This is a genomic window from Cupriavidus sp. 2TAF22, assembly GCF_052115045.1.
In the GTDB taxonomy this organism is placed as follows: Bacteria; Pseudomonadota; Gammaproteobacteria; order Burkholderiales; family Burkholderiaceae; genus Cupriavidus.
In genome coordinates, this window is the sequence record NZ_JBFRFX010000014.1 from 1 (window position 1) to 17,640 (window position 17,640).

Below are 17,640 nucleotides of genomic sequence, written 5' to 3' on the forward strand. Positions count from 1 at the left end.
CGGCGCCGTCTTGCGCTCGATCACGGCGCCGTCTTGCGCTCGATCAGCGATAACAGTTCCTGTCTTTCTTTCTTCGCCAACTTCACTGGCGTTGCATGGCGGCCTCGACTCATCCCGCCATGATATCCGAGGCGATTATTTATTCAAGCTATTTACGGGATGTTGTACTAGCCGGTGCCGGGCAGGACCGCGACCCCGAAGGCCGTTTCGTGATCGGCGGGCGGGGCAGTTCCCTTCACCAGCCTGACTGATAAACTGCATTGCCCGCTTCCGGTGGCGCGCGTATCGCTTGCGCCACAAGCGAAGGGCGCGACGCACAGCGCGCCAGACGAGCAGGGCTTCCACATCAATGGGCACAATTGTTGACTTTTGCGCCGTGCGTGTATGATCGTGCACCACGGTACGCGCGCCTCTCGGCAGTCGCCGCCTGTCGGATCAGTAATCGCCCATTTCTAGCATGACCTCTAACTTCGACGAAGCATCCCTGGAATCCTCCGACCGCAAGGCCCGCGGCATTCAGTCGATTGTCATCGGCTTCGAAGTGCTGGAGAAGATCGTCGAGGCGCCGGGACCTCTCGCGCTCAAGGACCTGGCTGCGGCAACGGGCATGGCTGCAAGCAAGCTGCGATTCTACCTGGTGAGTTTTCTCGATCTGGGTCTGGTTTCACAGGATCCGAGCAATGGCCGGTACAGTCTTGGCCCCGCGGCATTGAAATTGGGCCTGGCGGCACTGGAAAAGGTAGATGTGGTGCGGTCCAGCCATGGGGAGATGGTCGCCCTCTCGGATGCCTTGGGCTACACGACATTCCTTGCCGTCTGGGGAACGCACGGACCGACGATCGTGGACCGTGTGGACGGCCGGAATCGAACGGTTCTCGAGATTCGCGTTGGTAGCGTGCTCCCGCTCTTGTCATCGGCGATCGGGCTCGTCTACGCCGCTTTCCTGCCGCGCAGCGCGACCCAGTCGTTGCTCGAGCGGGAGGCTGAAAATGGTGTTGGCGCCTGGGCGCCGACACGGCCGGACTTCGATCTGGACGCCGCTTTGCAGAACATCCGGGCTTCGAGATTCGCAGTGGCCTCTGGCACCTTGCTCGCAGGGTTCACTGCCGTCGCCTCACCTGTTCTCGACCGTTCGAATGTGCCCGTTGCGGCGATCTCCGTCATCGGTCCGATTGGTCGTATGGACGACATGATCGACGGCCACGTCGTGCAGGCCTTGTTGGAGCTGACCACCCGGCTGAGCCGCCAGATTGGCTGGAGCGATGCCGCCGTGGGTCAATGAGCGCGACGGCAGCATCGTGCCGCGGTCGGGAATGCCCCTTCATCGAACTGCTGAGTCTAATGGTGCGCCGCAGCCTGGCTAAATTACAGGCACTCTGAGTGCCGATTTCGGCCCGAGACGCGAAGAAGGCTGAAAGTGAGTTCGGCCGCGAGTTGCATCGCTAGTCCCATTACCACGTCAAGAAATGGGTCTTGGGCTTCCTGCGGTGCCCCACTACCGATCGGCGTGTCTGTGATTGAAGTAGCATAGAGCCGTAGCCTTTCAGCATTTGCAAGCGCCTTATGATAGTTCTCACTGGCCATCGCCAATGCCCGCGCAAAGTTTGCCTGAGTATTCGAGATGGCGCGCAAATCCATCGACGCCGTGTTTCTAAGTGCATGGAAGAGGTCTGCATCTGCACGTGCATGGGCCAGCTTCAGTTCGTTTCTGGCGGCCCTGGCCGCGACCTCAAACTCTTTCTCTGATTCCCATCTCGTAATAGTCGGCGATTCGATTGACCAAGAGCAGTGGATTGAGTTCTTCACACATATCTCCTTCCGGTGAAGTCAATAAGCAGACGATCGGCAGGCCTTCGATCGCGCGGAAGTGCGGCCCGACGATGAAGCCGGTGGTCCTGGCTTTTGCTCTCACATCGGTATCCACCTTGACGGTTACCCGGCTATCTACTTTTGGCGGATTATTCCCATGTTGCGACTAGCCGTATAGTGTTCAACAGAGCTCGATCCTCCCTCACAACTGCACCAGCAACTCCCGCTATTGTGTCAAGACGGCGATGGCCGGGCTGTTACGAACATCGCTCCGATATTTCCAGGCAATGTCCTTCAAGCCCGTCTTCTCTTGCGTCAGTCTGAATTGTTGGAAGGCAATTCAAGCATTGCGCGGTCAGCCGGCCGAGCGCCCGTTCAGGCGGCCTTGGCCAGCATTCCATGTGGATCGATCACAAACTTCTTCGCGACCCCGGAATCGAACTGGGCGTAGCCTTCAGGCGCCTGGGCCAGACTGATAACCTGGACATTCACAATTTCCGCGATCTGGATTCGATCCCAAAGGATGGCCTGCATCAGGTTTCGGTTGTACTTCATTACGGGCGTTTGACCAGTAAAGAAGCTATGCGACTTTGCCCAGCCCAAGCCAAGACGGACCGACAGGCTTCCGCGCTGCGCGGCCGGGTCGGTCGCACCTGGGTCGTCGGTAACATAAAGCCCGGGAATGCCAATCTTGCCTGCAACACGCGTCACCTCCATCAACGAGTTCAGGACTGTTGCCGGCGCTTCGGTCTGCGAGCCGCTATGGCCGTGTCCGCGCGCTTCGAATCCAACGCAGTCAATCGCACAATCGACTTCTGGCTCGCCTAGAATCTCAGCGATTTGCTCTCCAAGGGATGCGTCTTCGGAAAGATCCACAGTCTGAAAGCCAACGCGCCGCGCATGTTCCAGGCGAGCCTTGTTCACATCTCCCACGATAGTCACTGCAGCGCCCAGGAGCCGCGCCGATGCGGCGGCGGCCATCCCCACAGGCCCGGCACCGGCCACGTACACGGTTGCCCCGGGACCAACTCCTGCCGTTACCGCACCGTGGTACCCGGTTGGCAGAATATCGGATAAGCAGGTGAGATCCCTTATCTTGCTCATCGCCCGATCGCGATCCGGGAACTTCAGCAGATTGAAGTCTGCGTACGGCACCATGACATATTCGGCCTGGCCGCCAATCCAGCCACCCATGTCTACATAGCCATACGCACCGCCGGGACGACCCGGATTCACACTCAAACATACGCCAGTGTTCTGCGCCTTGCACATCGGGCAGCGTCCGCAAGCCACGTTGAACGGTACGGAGACCAGGTCGCCTCTCTGGAGCGTTGTGACGTCAGAGCCGATGTCGATGACTTCGCCCGTAATTTCGTGACCCAGAACCAACCCCGCAGGAGCGGTCGTGCGACCACGAACCATGTGCTGATCCGACCCGCAGATATTGGTGGATACCACACGAAGCACCACCCCATGATTTGCCTTTCTCCCGTTCGGTTCTACCAAGTCAGGAAAAGCGATAGCCTGCACCTCGACTTTCCCGGGGCCGACATACACCACACCTCTGTTCGCTGCCATTACCGTCTCCTTGATTAATACTCTATTGCAACTGCCACCGCGCAACCCAGGCTACCAGCGTGGCCCGTACAGCAGCTGACTTGGCAGGACCGGTTGTGCGGAGCCTTCGGATTGTTCGCGCAACAGCCTGTCGATGACCCGTGCCGCGTGAAGCGAGCCTGCATCAGCGAGCGTGTTGACTTCGGGGCGATCGATCACGCGGCCCTCTCTTGCCTTGTGCTGCTCTTCGAACACTTCCCTGTCTTCCGTAAATGCAGTTTCGACTTCCCGAAATATGAGCTCGGTAACTTCAGGCTTGTCCAGGTCGTGGTTGTGAACCTGACCCCAGAAGTAATGCGTCGTGTGCTCCGTCTCCGGGGTCATGGCATTCAGATTCAACCACTCCATCTTCCGGGCGTTCGCGGCTTCCTCTGGTGTCATGCCCGGCTTCATTGCCCCGACATATAGCCGACAGAACGCGGGTGGCATGAAGTGGATGATCTGCCAACGGTCGACCCGCTCGAACGGAATCACCGCAGCGCGCACATAGGAGGGCGGGGGAGGCACGTTGCGCATCCATCGATTCACGCGAACTTCGCTTTCGCCTCGATCGAACGTTACCTTGGCTTCGTCGACCACCGCTTTATTCCCAATGGTCGATTTATGCACGAAGCTCAGATGGCTCAGGTCGAGTAGATTCTCGACAATGAGCTTGAAGCTGGCGTTGACATGGAAACGAGTGGACTTTCCGCGCCAGTTTGGGTCGTCAAACCAGTGATAGTCCGGAATGTTGTCCGGGTTTGCGAGTTCGTCGTCGCCAATCCAGATCCAGATCCAGTGGTAGCGCTCGACGACCTGATACCGCTTGACATAGGCATTCTTGGGAATTGCCGTCTGGCCTGGAATCTCCGTGCACTGGCCCTCCTGGTTGAACACCATTCCATGATAGCCACAGCGAATTGAGCAACCTTCGACCTGTCCCTTGCTGAGAGGATATCGGCGGTGACAGCAAAGGTCTTCAAGCGCCGCTACGGATCCGTCGGTACCGCGGAACAGTACGACAGGTTCGTCGCAGATTCTCCTGGCCAACATGCCACCTGCCGGCACCTCTTCGGCGATCGCCGCCACATACCAATAGTTTCTAAGAAAAGTCATGAAAAATCCTTACTATGTTTCGCCACACACGGCCAATCCGGCGAGGCCGGTAGGAGTTGCCGGGCCTACGAGGCGATATTGAAACGTCTCAAAGCCAGGCGCCTTTATCCGACGCTCGCTATCACAAGCGCCTTGCAGCGCGACACCGAAAAACGTGCATTCGTCATCCGGGTTGCAATCCACATGACAAGAAGCACGGCAACTAGCGCCGCGTAGAGGGCAGTCGTATTGCCCGGATCAAGCACGCCGGGGAGGTTTCGGTTCGCAAAGAACTGGTGCCCTTCGACCGGCGCAGTCAGCGCGCCGGAAATGGCTGCGAGAGCCGCACCCAGTGCAAGAACCAGGGCAGAAGGGCGTGCCGCATCGACTCCGCGAGCGGGCATCACCGTGCCTTGGGTGGCCGCAAGAAGCTGGTCTAAGCGGGCGCGCCCATATGGATGGCGCGGCGCGAGTTGCTCCATGGGCAAGCCCGCCGGCATCAAGAGAGCGGCTGGACCGGCCACACCGAGCGTAAAGCTACCTGGTCCGCCTGTTAGGGCTGCGCAGCGGTGCGCGTCGGCAAGGTCCAGCGATCCGCGTGCAAGGTTGAACACTCCCATGAGGCCGAACCCCAATTTCGGCCCGGCCCCGACGGCGCATAGCGTCAGACAGAATTGTGGTGCTTTAGGCGCTTCTTCGGTCGCAAATCCCATCGTTCGTCTCCATCGCCTGCTGTTGTGTGCAACTACGTTATATGAATGCAACTATATTTTATGAGGGCGCGAGAAGTCAACGAGAGTCACGGGTGCAATTCGTAAGTGAAAACCCTAGTCTCCATTTTGGTTGCACGCGTTTAATATTGTTGCAAACGACAGTGGGTGAGGAGACAAACATGCATGGACACCTATCGAGGCATGCCCTGGCGCGGACGTCGTCGGCGTCACTTTCAGCCGTTTCTGACAGGGGCGAGCGATATATCCCCGATTTCTTCGGCGTGTTCCGCCATCACGATGGGCTGGCGGAACACGCTGCCGCCTCCCGGAGCGGAAGGTCCCAAGCGGGCATGTGTTGGCGCCGAACTACCTGACCGGCAAGGATCCAATGGGCCTTGGCGCAGGCCCAACTCAAATCGGTATGGCAACTTCAAATCGAGCCGAAACCAAATGACCATGACTCGCGCGAAATGGTGGGGCCGCCGAATGGCTCCATCGGATTCGCGAATTGAAGCAAGGTGGTCACAGACTATATTGGCCCATACGTGAGTCAGTGCGCCGCCCCCAATAACCAATGATTAGACTTATCTCGCACGCATCATGAACGCCCCCCTACTGACTCTGAAAGTGGCACATAAGGCCGACGAAGCCGTCGATATCTGCTCGTTCGTGCTAGTGGATCCATCCGGCAAGTCGCTTCCCGCGTTTTCCGCCGGCTCGCATATCGACGTCCACGGTCCATCGGGGCTGGTGCGCCAGTACTCGCTATGCAACGCCGCGAATGAAACCGCGCATTATCAGATCGGCGTCCTGCGGGATCCCGGCTCGCGTGGTGGATCCGTCGCCATGCACGACGGCATCCAGGAAGGCGATCTTCTTCACGTCAGCGAACCAAGAAATCACTTTCCGCTTGAGCACGCGGCCAAGCGTTCATTGTTGTTGGCCGGTGGAATCGGCGTAACCCCGATTCTGTGCATGGCAGAAAGTCTTTCCAGCATAGGTGCACCTTTCGAGATGCACTATTGCACCCGATCGCGGCAACGTACTGCGTTCGCTGAGCGTATTTCGACGTCTGCGTTTTCCGCCCAGGTCATGTTCCACTTTGACGATGGGCCCGACGATCAGAAGCTGGATATCGTCGCGCTCTTGCGAAATCCCGACCCCGAAACGCATCTCTACGTATGTGGCCCCGCGGGTTTCCTCGAGTTCGTCCTGTCCACCGCGCGCGCGCAGGGCTGGCAAGCGCCGTTCATTCACTACGAGTACTTCGGCGCGGCTGTCGGCGGGGCAGAAGAGGACAAGGCCTTCGATGTGAAGATAAATAGTACCGGCAGGGTCTATCGAATCGCGGCGGACAAATCCGTGGCCGTTGCGCTGGCAGAACGAGGCGTCGAAATCCCCGTGTCCTGCGAGCAAGGCGTGTGTGGCACATGCGTGACACGCGTGCTGGAAGGGGAATTGGATCACCGTGACCACTATTTTACTGACGCCGAGCACGCCCGGAATGATCAGTTCACTCCCTGCTGTTCCCGTTCAAAAGGCGAAATGCTGGTCCTGGACCTGTGAAAGGCCGGCTGGCCGCCCACTACGGCGCGCGCTTTCACTCCTCAATGGATAAATCAAAATGAATTACGTAAAGAACGCCTGGTATGTCGCGGCTTGGTCCGACGAAGTGAAGGCAGGCGAGATGTTCCATCGGACATTACTGGACGAAGGACTTGTGTTCTATCGTCGAGGCGACGGCCAGCCGGTTGCCTTGCTTGACCGCTGTCCGCACCGCTTCATTCCGCTGCACATGGGCACACTCCACGGCGACATCGTGGAGTGTTGCTACCATGGCCTGCAATTCGATTGCACCGGCCGTTGCGTGCACAACCCGCATGGCGAAGGAAGGATTCCCGCCGCTGCGCGAGTGCGGGCCTTCCCCGCGGTGGACCGCCACCAGATGCTATGGGTCTGGATGGGCGACAAGCCGGCCGATGAGAGTCTCATACCCGACTACAGTGTGCTTGATGGCGAGAGCGGCTATGAAACCTCACGGGGCTACTTCGTCATGGAGGCGGACTACGAACTGCTGGGAGAGAATCTGCTCGATCTGAGCCATGTCCCCTTCCTGCACAGTGGCTTGCTGGGCAGTCCTGAAATGGCCCGTGGGTTGCCAACCGTGCGGGAAGCCGATGGGGGATTGCAGGTCGACCGCTGGATGCCCAATATTCAGATACCCAAGGTGTTTGATCTGCTTTTCCGAGGGGACGGCAAGCCCGTCGATATGTGGAATAACATGCGATGGAATCCCCCTTCGGCGTTCCTGCTGGATACGGGCGTACACGCCCCGGGCGAATCCCGCGAGCACGGCGCGTGGTACTACGGCGTGCACATTCTGACTCCCCAGACTGCACGAACGACTCACTACTACTTCGCCTCGGCACGTCTTCCCAGGGAAACGCTTGCCCCGGAGTTCGACATCGAACTTGCGAAGCTTCGCCGCATCGCCTTCTTCGACCAGGACAAACCAATCCTGGAAGCGCAACAGCGGGCCATCGGCGATGCTGACTTCTGGTCGCTGAAGCCGGCTTTGTTTGAAGTGGATGTGGGCCCGGTGCGTATGCGGCGGATGCTGGAGGCAATGGTCGCCCGGGAAGAGGCAGAAAACGGGAAAACCGGCGCCGCCAACCATCGGATCGTCGAGAAAGGATAGAAGCGGGCGATCCTCACGGTCTGGTGATCCGGCCCCTTGTCTTGGGGTTTCGCGCGCGCTGAATTTCAATCGATTGGCTATCCAAGCCTTCGGATATTGGACGACCACACCTAAGCGCCGCTGAGTTCTCTCCCCTTGTTTTCCTTGTTGCGCCGTGCCGTATGGCACGGCGCCGTCCCCCCTTTTGCCCTTTCGAGCGACCGGGCGATCTGACCATGCCCAACGTCTTGCGAAAAAAACCTCGCCTGCGAACGCACGCGACAACGGTTTCGAACTAACCACCTGGCAACGAAGAGCACTTGACTGGGGATTCAGCATCAAGTCTGCCGACCTGCACCGCAGTCGCCACTGCCTCTTTAAACCATACAACAAGTGCATTAAAAAAATGGAGGAGAACCATGAAGTTAAATTACGTCGCAATGACTGCATTGATGTCGTTCCCATTGATTTCCGCTGCACAGTCTGTGACTTTGTATGGCGTAGTTGACACCGGCATTGAGTATGTCAACAACATTGGTGCGAAAAAGGATAGCGTGGTCCGAATTCCGGGCACGACTGGTTCAGTTCCGTCCCGCTGGGGCATCCGCGGCACCGAAGACCTGGGTGGGGGTGTGAATGCGGTCTTCGTCCTTGAGTCCGGATTCTCACCCGACAGCGGAGTGTCCAATCAGGCCGGACGGCTCTTTGGTCGCCAAGCCTATGTCGGGCTTAATGGCTTGTGGGGGCAAGTGGCGTTTGGCAGGCAATACACCATGCTGTTCTGGTCAACACTTGACGCGGATCTTCTGGGGCCGAACGCGTTCGGTTCGGCGTCCCTAGATCCGGGGATCGCGAACGCGCGAAGCGACAATACTATTTCGTATAAGGGCAAGTTCGGAGGCATGACGGCAGGAGCAACCTATAGCTTTGGCAGGGATGTCGCCAATGCGTCGAGTCCTGCGGGAACCAATTGTGCTGGCGAAAATCCGGCGGATAAACGCGCCTGCACGGAGTGGTCAGTTCTATTGCAGTACGAAACCCGGAATTGGGGTGTTAGCACCGCCTACGATTCAATGCGAGGCGGGCCGGGCGCGTTTGGCGGCCTCACCAGGAGCAGTCTCACCGACGATCGCTTTACCATCAACGGCTACGCACTTGTTGGCAACGCCAAGCTTGGCGCGGGCGTGATCCGGCGAGACAACAAGGGAAGTACGACTCCCCGCAGCAACTTGTGGTTTGTCGGCGGGTCACTCGCCATCACGCCTGCCTGGAATATCGACACGGAGGCCCATTACCTGAAGTTCTCCAATAGTCCGAACAAGGCGTGGCTATTCGTGGCTCGAACGACCTATGATTTTTCAAAGCGAACGAGGGTCTACGGGAGCGTCGGCTACATTGACAATCGAGGTGACCTGGCCATTTCCGTCAGTAGCGCGGCAGCCGGTTCAAATCCGGCTTCTGGGGGAAACCAACTTGGGCTGATGGTGGGGATCAAACATATCTTCTGACCAGGGCGCCAGATGGACGTGTGCAGAATCACTACCAGTACACACCAGTTTTCGCCTGTTTGTCGTTGTATCGGACACGGCATATGAATCTTCGCGCGGACCTGTCACGGCGGCGAAGACGCCGCGAGCAAGGATAGCGAGATCAACCTCGATTCCGGCGAACTAACCACAACTTCATCTGATTTGGCCGCGACGACCACGCCGGAGCGCGATGCATCCGCACGTTGGCATGTCCGGTCAAAAAGGAAATTCGTAATTCCCATTGCCACACTGGGCTTAGTGCAACAACGGAGGGTAATTTGATGTTGAATCCACGCCACGATGAAATGAGTGACATCGATGCTATCGCGAGACCGGGCGCGGGCATTCCGCAGGATGAATGCACGGTACGACAGGCAGTGTTTGAACTGCTTCGTTCGTTGAATATGACCACGATATTTGGCAATCCTGGAACCACGGAGCTACCGATGTTCCACGATTTCCCCGAAGATTTCAGGTACATCCTGGGATTACAGGAGTCGGTGGTGGTCGGCATGGCCGATGGATTCGCCCAAGCAAGTGGAGGCGCCGCCCTGGTGAATCTTCATTCTGCAGCCGGGGTGGGGCATGCAATGGGAAATATATACACGGCTTTCAAGAATCAAACGCCCTTGGTGATCACCGCAGGCCAGCAAGACAGGTCAATTCTTCCGTATGACCCCTTCTTGTTCTCGGCGCAGCCGACGGAGCTCCCAAAACCCTACGTTAAATGGGCGTGCGAGCCGGCGAGAGCTGAGGATGTCCCCGCGGCTATCGCTCGCGCCTACTACATCGCCATGCAGGCTCCCCGCGGACCAACCTTTGTGTCCATCCCGATGGATGACTGGAACAGGCCCGCTTCCCTTGTTGCGACACGCGAGGTTAGCTTCGGGTTGCGTCCCGACCCGCAGGCGATTGCCGGTCTTGCGGAGGCCTTGAAAACCGCACGCAACCCGGTGTTCGTGGTTGGCGCCGGTGTTGATCGCGACGGCGCCTGGGGGGATATGCTGAGGCTTGCGGAGCAATATCAGGGGCATGTCTGGGTCAGCCCCATGTCGGCGCGTTGCAGTTTCCCGGAAGACCACGCGTTATTTGCGGGATTCCTGCCACCGTATCGCGAACGAATCGTTGAGTGTCTCCACGATCATGACGTTATCTGTGTCGTGGGCGCCCCGGTATTTTCTTACCATGCGGCAGGGGTGGGGCCTCACATTCCGGTCGGCTCGAAACTGTATCAGCTAACGGACGATCCGGACCATGCAGCGGGATGCGCCGAAGGTACCTCGATTCGATGCACCCTTCGCCTCGGTGTTCGAGACCTGCTGGCCTGCAATACCGCCGCCGCTCCGCCCCGGCGCCGCGGCCGCCAATCGCCTCCCCGCGTGAGCATGGGCAGCGGCATTAGCACGGCCTTCCTGATGCAGACGTTGTCGGAGAGTCGCCCCGCAAACAGTGTGGTGGTTGAGGAGGCGGCCTCCAGCCGTATCGCGATGCAGAGTTACCTCCACATCAATGAACCCAAGAGTTTCTTTACATGTTCGAGCGGGGGGCTGGGGCATGCCATGCCCGCATCGGTCGGCGTCGCACTCGCTGATCCGAGCCGCCGGACGATCGGCCTGTTTGGCGACGGATCAAGCATGTACGCGATCCAGTCGCTTTGGACAGCGGCGCAGCTAAAACTCCCGATGACGATGATCATCGTAAATAACCAGCGGTATGCGGCACTTGAAAACTATGCAGCGCACTTCGATCTGCCAGAACCCGTTGGAACAAGTATTCCAGCCATCGATTTTGTGGCTTTGGCAAGGGCACAAGGATGGAACGGAAAGCGGGTGTCAGATCCGGGAGAGCTTCATCGCGATCTGGAGATCGCATTGAGGTCGAATGAACCATTTCTTGTCGAGGTGACAATAGTCGACTGAAAGCCGCTGCTGGGGAAATGGCGGACGAAACGGGTCTGGCCGGGATGATGACGTCCGCCTTTGCGTTTCGTCGCTGACTTCGTACGGATCGCAAATAGTTGACGGCCGGCGAAGATGCGATCCGGGGAATACTGAATGCGTTAAGGGAAGATCGTATGTCTAAGATCGATGAAATGAGTGGAGCATATCGTTTTCAGGATGAGTATAGGCATTTCATAGGCGGGGAATGGGTTGCATCAATCGAAGGAGGGACGATTGATCAGATCAATCCATCGACCGGAAGCGTGTTGAGCCGAATCCAGTCGGGTGGGAAGAAGGACGTGGACCGGGCAGTGGAGGCTGCCGCGCTGGCGTTCAGATCCTGGTCGCGGTCCGGTGCGGCGCAGCGGCAGGCGCTACTGCTTGAGTTCGCTCGCCGCGTGCGCGCCAGGCAGAAAGACTATGCCTTGATGGAGACCTTGAGCAACGGAAAGACCATCAGCGAGGCCAGCTTTTGGGATATTCCGCTCGTCGCGGAGCAGTTTGAGCTGTTTTCGGGGGCTGCCTACAGCCTCGCGGGCGAGACGCGCGACTATCCGGATGCCGTCGGATTGGTGCACCGCGAGCCGCTGGGGGTGTGCGCACAAGTGATACCGTGGAACGTGCCGCTGCTGATGATGGCCGCAAAGATCGCCCCTGCGATCGTTGCCGGAAATACGGTCGTGCTCAAACCTGCGGAGACTGCTTGTCTTGCGGTATTGGAGTTCTTCCGTGAAATGAGTGACATTATTCCGCCGGGCGTGGTGAACGTCGTGACGGGATATGGGGCGGAGATTGGTGAAGCGCTGGTGACGCATCCGCTGGTGCGCAAAGTTGCATTCACCGGGTCCTTGGCTACGGCAAGGAGGATCTCTCAGTACGCGTCCGTGAACATGATTCCGCAGACCATGGAGCTAGGCGGGAAGTCGGCGCAGATAGTTTGCCCGAGCGCGAACGTGGATGCGGCGGTGGAGGGGGCGGCAGTCTCGACGGTGTTCAACAAGGGTGAAGTCTGCTTGGCCGGCTCTCGGGTATTCGTGCATGAGTCGATCAAGGATGAGTTTATCGACAAGCTTCTTGGCGTGATTGGCCGAATCAGGGTAGGCGACCCGCTCGATTCCCGGACGCAACTAGGGGCGCTCGCATCGAGGAATCAGTTCGACAAGGTATGTGGCTACTTCAAAATCGCGAGGGAGGAGGGGGCGACTGTTGCGATTGGTGGAGACGTCGCGCACGTGGAGGGCATGGAGAATGGCTTCTTTGTCATGCCAACGGTGCTTACCGACGTGGATAACCGGATGCGGGTCGCGCAAGAGGAGATCTTCGGGCCGGTTACCTGTGTGATGACCTGGGCGGAGGAGGAGGAAGTCATTCATCAGGCAAACGACTCGCCTTATGGTCTGGCGGGAGGCTTGTGGACTCGGGATCTCACCCAGGCACATCGCCTGGCAAAGGCGATGGAGACAGGGACCGTATGGGTAAACCGGTACTTCAACCACCGGCCCGGCATGGCACTTGGCGGCTATAAGCAGAGCGGCTACGGACGCGAGTTCGCACATGACATCTTGCGTGAATACACGCATACCAAAGGCGTTGTCGTGAGTCTGGATGATGGTCCGGTGGGAATCTTTTCCTGACTGCCGGCCACTGGGGTCGGAGGGCTTGTCAGAAGTTTTGTGTGCAGGGCAACTGCCCTGCACACAAAGAAACTGACAGGCCCGTCTCCGTAGGCTGGGGTACTCTGCTCAACATTGGTCGCCTTGCTCCTGGCCGGCAGCCTAACAAACCTGCGTTAGATGAACGTGGGGCCAGTTCGTTGCCGTCAAGCGCGATCCTCTCGAATTCCCGGATATTTTCCCCTGTTGTGCGAAGAGGCCAACAAGTGGGGGGCAGATCCCAAACCAGCCTTGGTGTCGGCGCGAATGGGATATGGAACCCGTGCGACGGTCTAGTTCACGACTCTGCTGACCGGGACATCGCTCAACCTACTCCTTGTAAGACGGGTCGGTCCGATCCAGAAGCCGAAGCAGTGCCCGCCAGTCGCGCCCTTGCAGGATCTCTGTGTCGCCGCCGAACTGCTCGGCGGTGCGAACGCAAACGTCCGCCGAGGGCAACGTCAGTTGTCTTTGCCCCGCCAGTGCACTGACCTGGATCTGGCACGCGCGCTCAAGGTAGTACATCTCCTTGAATGCATCCGCCACGGTAGCGCCGATAGTCAGCAAGCCATGATTACGCAGGATCAGGACATTCTTGTTGCCGAGATCGCGGACTAGGCGGCTCTGTTCATCGAGATCGAGTGCGACGCCTTCGAAGTCATGATAGGCGAGACGATCATAGATTCTCAGCGCATGCTGCGAGATCGGAAGCAGTCCTTCCACCTGGGTCGATACTGCGATGCCTGCGGCGGTATGTGTATGCAGGGCGCAGACGGCATCGGGGCGAGCCTTATGTATGGCGCCGTGGATGACGAATCCCGCCGGGTTCACGTCTAGCGGTATGTCATCGACCAGGTTGCCGTGTATGTCGACCTTGACCAGATTGGAGGCCGATACTTCCTCGTAGAGGAGGCCAAAGGGATTGATCAGATAGTGGTGCGGAGAACCTGGGACGCTCGCCGAGATGTGATTGTAGATCCAATCCGTCATTCTGAAATGAGCCATCAGGCGGTAACAGGCCGCGAGATCGACACGCATCTCCCATTCGGCGGCATCGATGTGAGCCGCTTTCTTCCGGCAGTTTGCCAGGACATGCAGGAGTTCGGGGTTTGACAATGACATACCAAGGTCCTCTGGTTTTTGTGGGTGAACTGCGGGCCCGTTGCGCGGCCCGCTTCATGGAAGAACTAATCGGCTATTCGGCTGGAAACGGCGAACTCGTTGCAACTACGGCGCGGCTTGTTTTCAGCGACGGGATATGCCGCTTGATTACCAGCAACGCGACGGTCACGAAAAGCATTGCCGATCCCAGCAGGCCAAGATAGGCGGAAGCACCGCCAGCGGTAATGACGATCGCGCCAAGGAACGCACTCAGAATCGAGCCAAGGCGCCCGAATGCCAGCGCCGATGCCGTGCCGGTCGCACGAACGTTCGTCGTGTATACGTAGGCGCACACGGCATAGAGCGTGCACTGTATGGCGCTGACGAACATGCCGTGAACCCCGAGGCCGAAGATGAAGAGATCGGTGTTCTTTCCGGCGTTGACGCTCTGAAGCAAGAACGCGCTCGCGGCTGCGCCCGACGAGGCGATGACCATTGGCCAACGCGATCCGAAGCGCGCGATCGCCACGGCGCAGCCCAGGCCACCGATTACAGCACCCAGGTTCCAGGCAGTCAGGCCCGAACTGGCAATGCCGATTGGAAGACCTTCGGCCGATAACATGGTGGGCAACCAGCTAAAGGCGCTATAAACCGCGATCAGGCACATGAAGAATGCGCTCCAGATCGCAAGCGTGTCACGGATTAGGCTGGCCTCGAACAACGCGCTGAAGCCTGCCCGTTTTTCTGTCGCCTGTTCGCCGATATCTTTGAACACGGTGCTTTCGGCAGTCGGCCTGGCCATGCGCGATAGCAAGTCGCGCAGTTCAGGCCATCGGTGATGCTTGCGCGCGAGGAAGCGCGGCGATTCAGGCAGTACGGCAAGCAGCAACACGCCACAAACCAGGGGGAAAGTGCCGCCGATGAAGAAAAGGCTGCGCCAGCCGTAATGCGGCAGGACGACACCGGCGAACAAGCCGGCCAGCATGCCGCCCAGCGGCACGCAGATGCAGGTGACTGTGATTGCGATGGTTCGGTTACGCGCAGGCGTGAACTCGGCGGTTATCGTCGTCGCGATGGGCAGCGCGCCGCCGAGGCCCAGTCCGGCAATGAAACGAAGGCTGGCGATCGTGAAGATATTCGTTGCAAGACCAATTGCACATGTCGCGGTGCCAAAAAGCAGCACGGTGACGATCAACGTCATCCGGCGGCCGAACTTATCTGCGATTAGACCGGCGGTGGCGCTTCCGATTGCCATGCCGACCAGTCCGGCGGCCACCGCCGGCGCAAACGCGCCGCGACTGATGCCCCACTCCTTGATCAGCACAGGAATCGCATACCCGATCAGTTGGCCGTCAAAGCCATCCAGGATGAGTGCCAGCGATGTCATTACCACCACGATTTTCTGCAGGGCCGAGAATGCACCCTCATCGAGGACATGTCCGATATCGACCGTACGCTGGATGATGCCGTCGTTAGTCTTCATGGCGCATCCCCTGGTTGGGTCGTTGCGCGCAACGGGGGAGCGGGGGGCGTTTTCCCCGGAGATTTGGCTCCGTGGAACCACATGACATTGGAATGAGCATTCGTCGTCTCCTTGCAGTAGGCGCTTGAATTCTCCGGCGCGCCGTTTTGAACCGGATAAGCAGTGGATTGCTAAGAAGATTGCGTTCTTCGTCGCATGTTGTTTGGATGCAGGAAGTACCAATTCGAAGCCGCTTCTTCCTGCGACGTGCGCGGCGGCATTGCACCTGCGTAAAGCGGTGGAATTCGGGTGGCATGAAGTGAGTGGTCTGGCAGCGGTCTACGCACTCTGACCGGCGGTGCCGTGGCGCGCTCCAGGAAGAACAAGCGATCCGCGTCACGCCGGGAGTCCGGCATGTCCCTCGCGCCTCACACTCACAATGCAACAATGCTGTTGTGATGCAATAATGTTATTTGAGAGCGAGCAGTCCAATAGGTGTTTACACCAGGGATGGCGCCATGCAGGCCGGTGCTGATGCGGTCTGGAGAGGGGGGTGCCGCCCTCGAATCCGGACATCGAGGGCACGGGGCGCTCGGCGCGGCATCGGTGGCGCGTGAGCCTGGAGGCACCGCGCAGGCGCGCTGCGGGTGTCATGCTGCGAGCGAAGCTCGAACGGGACTGCTCGGGTACCTGGGAGGGAGGGCGGCGCCAGGCCTGACTGATGTGTTGAGGCGAGAACCCCGTACGACACAGCGCATTCGAGGCGCTGCGATGCCTTCACGCGGCGGCGAGGCTGTTGCGGAGCATGTTGCTACAGGCTGCTTTACGGCAATCGCGCCGGACGTCGGCTCAGTGAGCAAACGCAATGCAGCTTGTCGTTCTGGTGGTCAGCCGGTCTGTCCCCGCGCACTGTCAATTCGCAGGTTGCCGGTCCGAGCACCGGCAGGGAGCCAAACGAAACCGAAGTCGTGTCGTGACAGCGCCGGCAGGTGTCTCGCGGGGCGTAGGGTGCCCAGCCCCTGAGACTGTCGGCATCTCATCGCCGGGCTGGCCGGTCTGCCGCCGGTGTGCTTCCCGCGGATAGTTGTCGCCGGCGCGCCGGCCGGCCTCTCAGTCATCGGGAGAGGCACGGACGCATGCGCTCCGGAAGCGGCAAGGGCGCCGCGGCGGATGCCCGGCAAGGCTGGATGGACCCACGCCGCCCGTTGATACAGGGCCGCGGGTTGCGCTTACAGAAACTCGAGATTGCCGTCCACGCTGATGGCCTGGCCCGAGATGTTCCGCCCCGCCGGCGATGCCAGGAACAGCGTCATCGCGGCAATGTCATCGACGGTCACCATTCGCTTGAGGGATATCTTTCTCAGGTATTCCTCCTTCATGGCTTCGAAGGTGATGCCAAGTGCCGCCGCGCGCGCCGAGATCACGCGGTCCATGCGCTCCCCTTCGACAACACCGGGCAGGATGGCATTCACGCGGATATTGCTAGGCCCGAGTTCGATGGCCAGCGACTTGACCAGTCCGACGATGGCCCACTTCGTCGCGGCATAGGGGGTGCGGAATGGATAGCCGAGGCGTCCCGCCACGGAGGACATGGCAATGATGGCGGGACTGTCCGACGTTGCCTTCAGGACGGGAACGGCCTTCCTCAGGAAGTAGTACTGGCTGTTCAGGTTCGTGGCGACCGTCTGCTCCCACTGCTCGGGCGTGATCGTGTCGATGGGGCCGGTCGGGCCGGCAATCCCCGCATTGTTGACGAGGATGTCGAGGCCTCCCAGCGCGGCTCTGGCATCGTCGATCAGGCTGTCTACCTGTTCCCGGTCCGCGACATCCGCCACGCCCGCGTGAAGGCGCGGATGCCGGGTCTTCTCCCGGGCGACGGCGGCAGGGTCGATGTCGCAGACGTAGACGGTGGCGTCCGCCTGCAGGAACGCCTCGGCAATGGCGGCGCCAATGCCGGCGGCCCCGCCCGACACCAGCACCCGAAGGCCGGCTCTGGGCTTCAACAGCTCAAGCGTATTCATGATTGGTCTTTCAAGAGAGTTGGCAGGAGTGGGCAGCGATTATCC

13 protein-coding genes are annotated in these 17,640 nt (G+C 59.3%); 6 read left to right on the forward strand and 7 right to left on the reverse strand.

The window, feature by feature from the left end:
• Positions 1-457 precede the first annotated feature (457 nt).
• Positions 458-1,282, forward strand: a complete 825-nt coding sequence (locus AB4Z48_RS18515) for an IclR family transcriptional regulator (protein ID WP_441616513.1) — start codon at positions 458-460, stop codon at positions 1,280-1,282.
• Between the two features lie 83 nt (positions 1,283-1,365).
• Here the strand turns inward: AB4Z48_RS18515 and AB4Z48_RS18520 are convergent, their stop codons facing one another.
• The 4 genes from AB4Z48_RS18520 to AB4Z48_RS18535 all read right to left on the reverse strand — a co-directional run bounded on the left by AB4Z48_RS18520 (position 1,366) and on the right by AB4Z48_RS18535 (position 5,213).
• Positions 1,366-1,806, reverse strand: coding sequence for a hypothetical protein (locus tag AB4Z48_RS18520; RefSeq protein ID WP_441616515.1), 441 nt, complete (start codon positions 1,804-1,806; stop codon positions 1,366-1,368).
• 378 nt (positions 1,807-2,184) lie between these two features.
• The gene (gene fdhA / locus AB4Z48_RS18525) at positions 2,185-3,387 is read right to left on the reverse strand and encodes a formaldehyde dehydrogenase, glutathione-independent (protein WP_441616517.1); all 1,203 of its coding nucleotides are present in this window, start codon (positions 3,385-3,387) and stop codon (positions 2,185-2,187) included.
• 51 nt (positions 3,388-3,438) lie between these two features.
• A complete protein-coding gene (locus AB4Z48_RS18530; RefSeq protein ID WP_441616519.1) occupies positions 3,439-4,521 on the reverse strand; it encodes an aromatic ring-hydroxylating dioxygenase subunit alpha in 1,083 nt (360 codons plus the stop codon).
• Between the two features lie 104 nt (positions 4,522-4,625).
• Positions 4,626-5,213, reverse strand: a complete 588-nt coding sequence (locus AB4Z48_RS18535) for a hypothetical protein (protein ID WP_441616521.1) — start codon at positions 5,211-5,213, stop codon at positions 4,626-4,628.
• Positions 5,214-5,813: 600 nt separating this feature from the next.
• Here AB4Z48_RS18535 and AB4Z48_RS18540 point away from each other — a divergent pair.
• The 5 genes from AB4Z48_RS18540 (at position 5,814) to AB4Z48_RS18560 (ending at position 12,993) form a co-directional block, all read left to right on the forward strand.
• Positions 5,814-6,779: a PDR/VanB family oxidoreductase gene (locus tag AB4Z48_RS18540; RefSeq protein WP_441616523.1), complete on the forward strand. Its 966-nt coding sequence runs from the start codon at positions 5,814-5,816 to the stop codon at positions 6,777-6,779.
• A gap of 58 nt (positions 6,780-6,837) precedes the next feature.
• Positions 6,838-7,911: an aromatic ring-hydroxylating dioxygenase subunit alpha gene (locus AB4Z48_RS18545; protein ID WP_441616525.1), complete on the forward strand. Its 1,074-nt coding sequence runs from the start codon at positions 6,838-6,840 to the stop codon at positions 7,909-7,911.
• A 398-nt stretch (positions 7,912-8,309) separates the two neighbouring features.
• Positions 8,310-9,398 carry a porin gene (locus AB4Z48_RS18550; protein ID WP_441616527.1) on the forward strand — a complete coding sequence of 363 codons (1,089 nt, stop codon included), beginning with the start codon at positions 8,310-8,312 and terminating at the stop codon, positions 9,396-9,398.
• Between the two features lie 326 nt (positions 9,399-9,724).
• Complete coding sequence (mdlC, locus tag AB4Z48_RS18555) at positions 9,725-11,338, forward strand: benzoylformate decarboxylase (RefSeq protein WP_441616826.1); 1,614 nt, start codon at positions 9,725-9,727, stop codon at positions 11,336-11,338.
• 155 nt (positions 11,339-11,493) lie between these two features.
• Entirely contained in the window at positions 11,494-12,993 is a 1,500-nt protein-coding gene (locus AB4Z48_RS18560; RefSeq protein WP_441616529.1) for an aldehyde dehydrogenase family protein, read from the forward strand.
• Positions 12,994-13,341: 348 nt separating this feature from the next.
• Here AB4Z48_RS18560 and AB4Z48_RS18565 read toward each other — a convergent pair whose 3' ends face one another.
• From AB4Z48_RS18565 to AB4Z48_RS18575, 3 genes are all read right to left on the reverse strand, one after another.
• Entirely contained in the window at positions 13,342-14,133 is a 792-nt protein-coding gene (locus AB4Z48_RS18565) for a class II aldolase/adducin family protein (protein WP_441616531.1), read from the reverse strand.
• 73 nt (positions 14,134-14,206) lie between these two features.
• Positions 14,207-15,595, reverse strand: coding sequence for an MFS transporter (locus tag AB4Z48_RS18570; RefSeq protein WP_441616533.1), 1,389 nt, complete (start codon positions 15,593-15,595; stop codon positions 14,207-14,209).
• 1,208 nt (positions 15,596-16,803) lie between these two features.
• Positions 16,804-17,595 (reverse strand): SDR family oxidoreductase, encoded by a 792-nt coding sequence (locus tag AB4Z48_RS18575; RefSeq protein WP_441616535.1) that lies wholly within the window; start codon positions 17,593-17,595, stop codon positions 16,804-16,806.
• Between the last annotated feature and the right edge of the window lie 45 nt (positions 17,596-17,640).

What these genes read in the sequence shown, in the direction of transcription:
- AB4Z48_RS18535 (WP_441616521.1), bottom strand. Translation starts at nt 5,213, where the DNA reads ATGGGATTTGCGACCGAAGAAGCGCCTAAAGCACCACAATTCTGTCTG.
- AB4Z48_RS18545 (WP_441616525.1), top strand. Translation starts at nt 6,838, where the DNA reads ATGAATTACGTAAAGAACGCCTGGTATGTCGCGGCTTGGTCCGACGAA.
- AB4Z48_RS18565 (WP_441616531.1), bottom strand. Translation starts at nt 14,133, where the DNA reads ATGTCATTGTCAAACCCCGAACTCCTGCATGTCCTGGCAAACTGCCGG.
- AB4Z48_RS18540 (WP_441616523.1), top strand. Translation starts at nt 5,814, where the DNA reads ATGAACGCCCCCCTACTGACTCTGAAAGTGGCACATAAGGCCGACGAA.
- AB4Z48_RS18575 (WP_441616535.1), bottom strand. Translation starts at nt 17,595, where the DNA reads ATGAATACGCTTGAGCTGTTGAAGCCCAGAGCCGGCCTTCGGGTGCTG.
- fdhA (WP_441616517.1), bottom strand. Translation starts at nt 3,387, where the DNA reads ATGGCAGCGAACAGAGGTGTGGTGTATGTCGGCCCCGGGAAAGTCGAG.
- AB4Z48_RS18570 (WP_441616533.1), bottom strand. Translation starts at nt 15,595, where the DNA reads ATGAAGACTAACGACGGCATCATCCAGCGTACGGTCGATATCGGACAT.
- AB4Z48_RS18560 (WP_441616529.1), top strand. Translation starts at nt 11,494, where the DNA reads ATGTCTAAGATCGATGAAATGAGTGGAGCATATCGTTTTCAGGATGAG.
- AB4Z48_RS18515 (WP_441616513.1), top strand. Translation starts at nt 458, where the DNA reads ATGACCTCTAACTTCGACGAAGCATCCCTGGAATCCTCCGACCGCAAG.
- AB4Z48_RS18550 (WP_441616527.1), top strand. Translation starts at nt 8,310, where the DNA reads ATGAAGTTAAATTACGTCGCAATGACTGCATTGATGTCGTTCCCATTG.
- mdlC (WP_441616826.1), top strand. Translation starts at nt 9,725, where the DNA reads ATGAGTGACATCGATGCTATCGCGAGACCGGGCGCGGGCATTCCGCAG.
- AB4Z48_RS18530 (WP_441616519.1), bottom strand. Translation starts at nt 4,521, where the DNA reads ATGACTTTTCTTAGAAACTATTGGTATGTGGCGGCGATCGCCGAAGAG.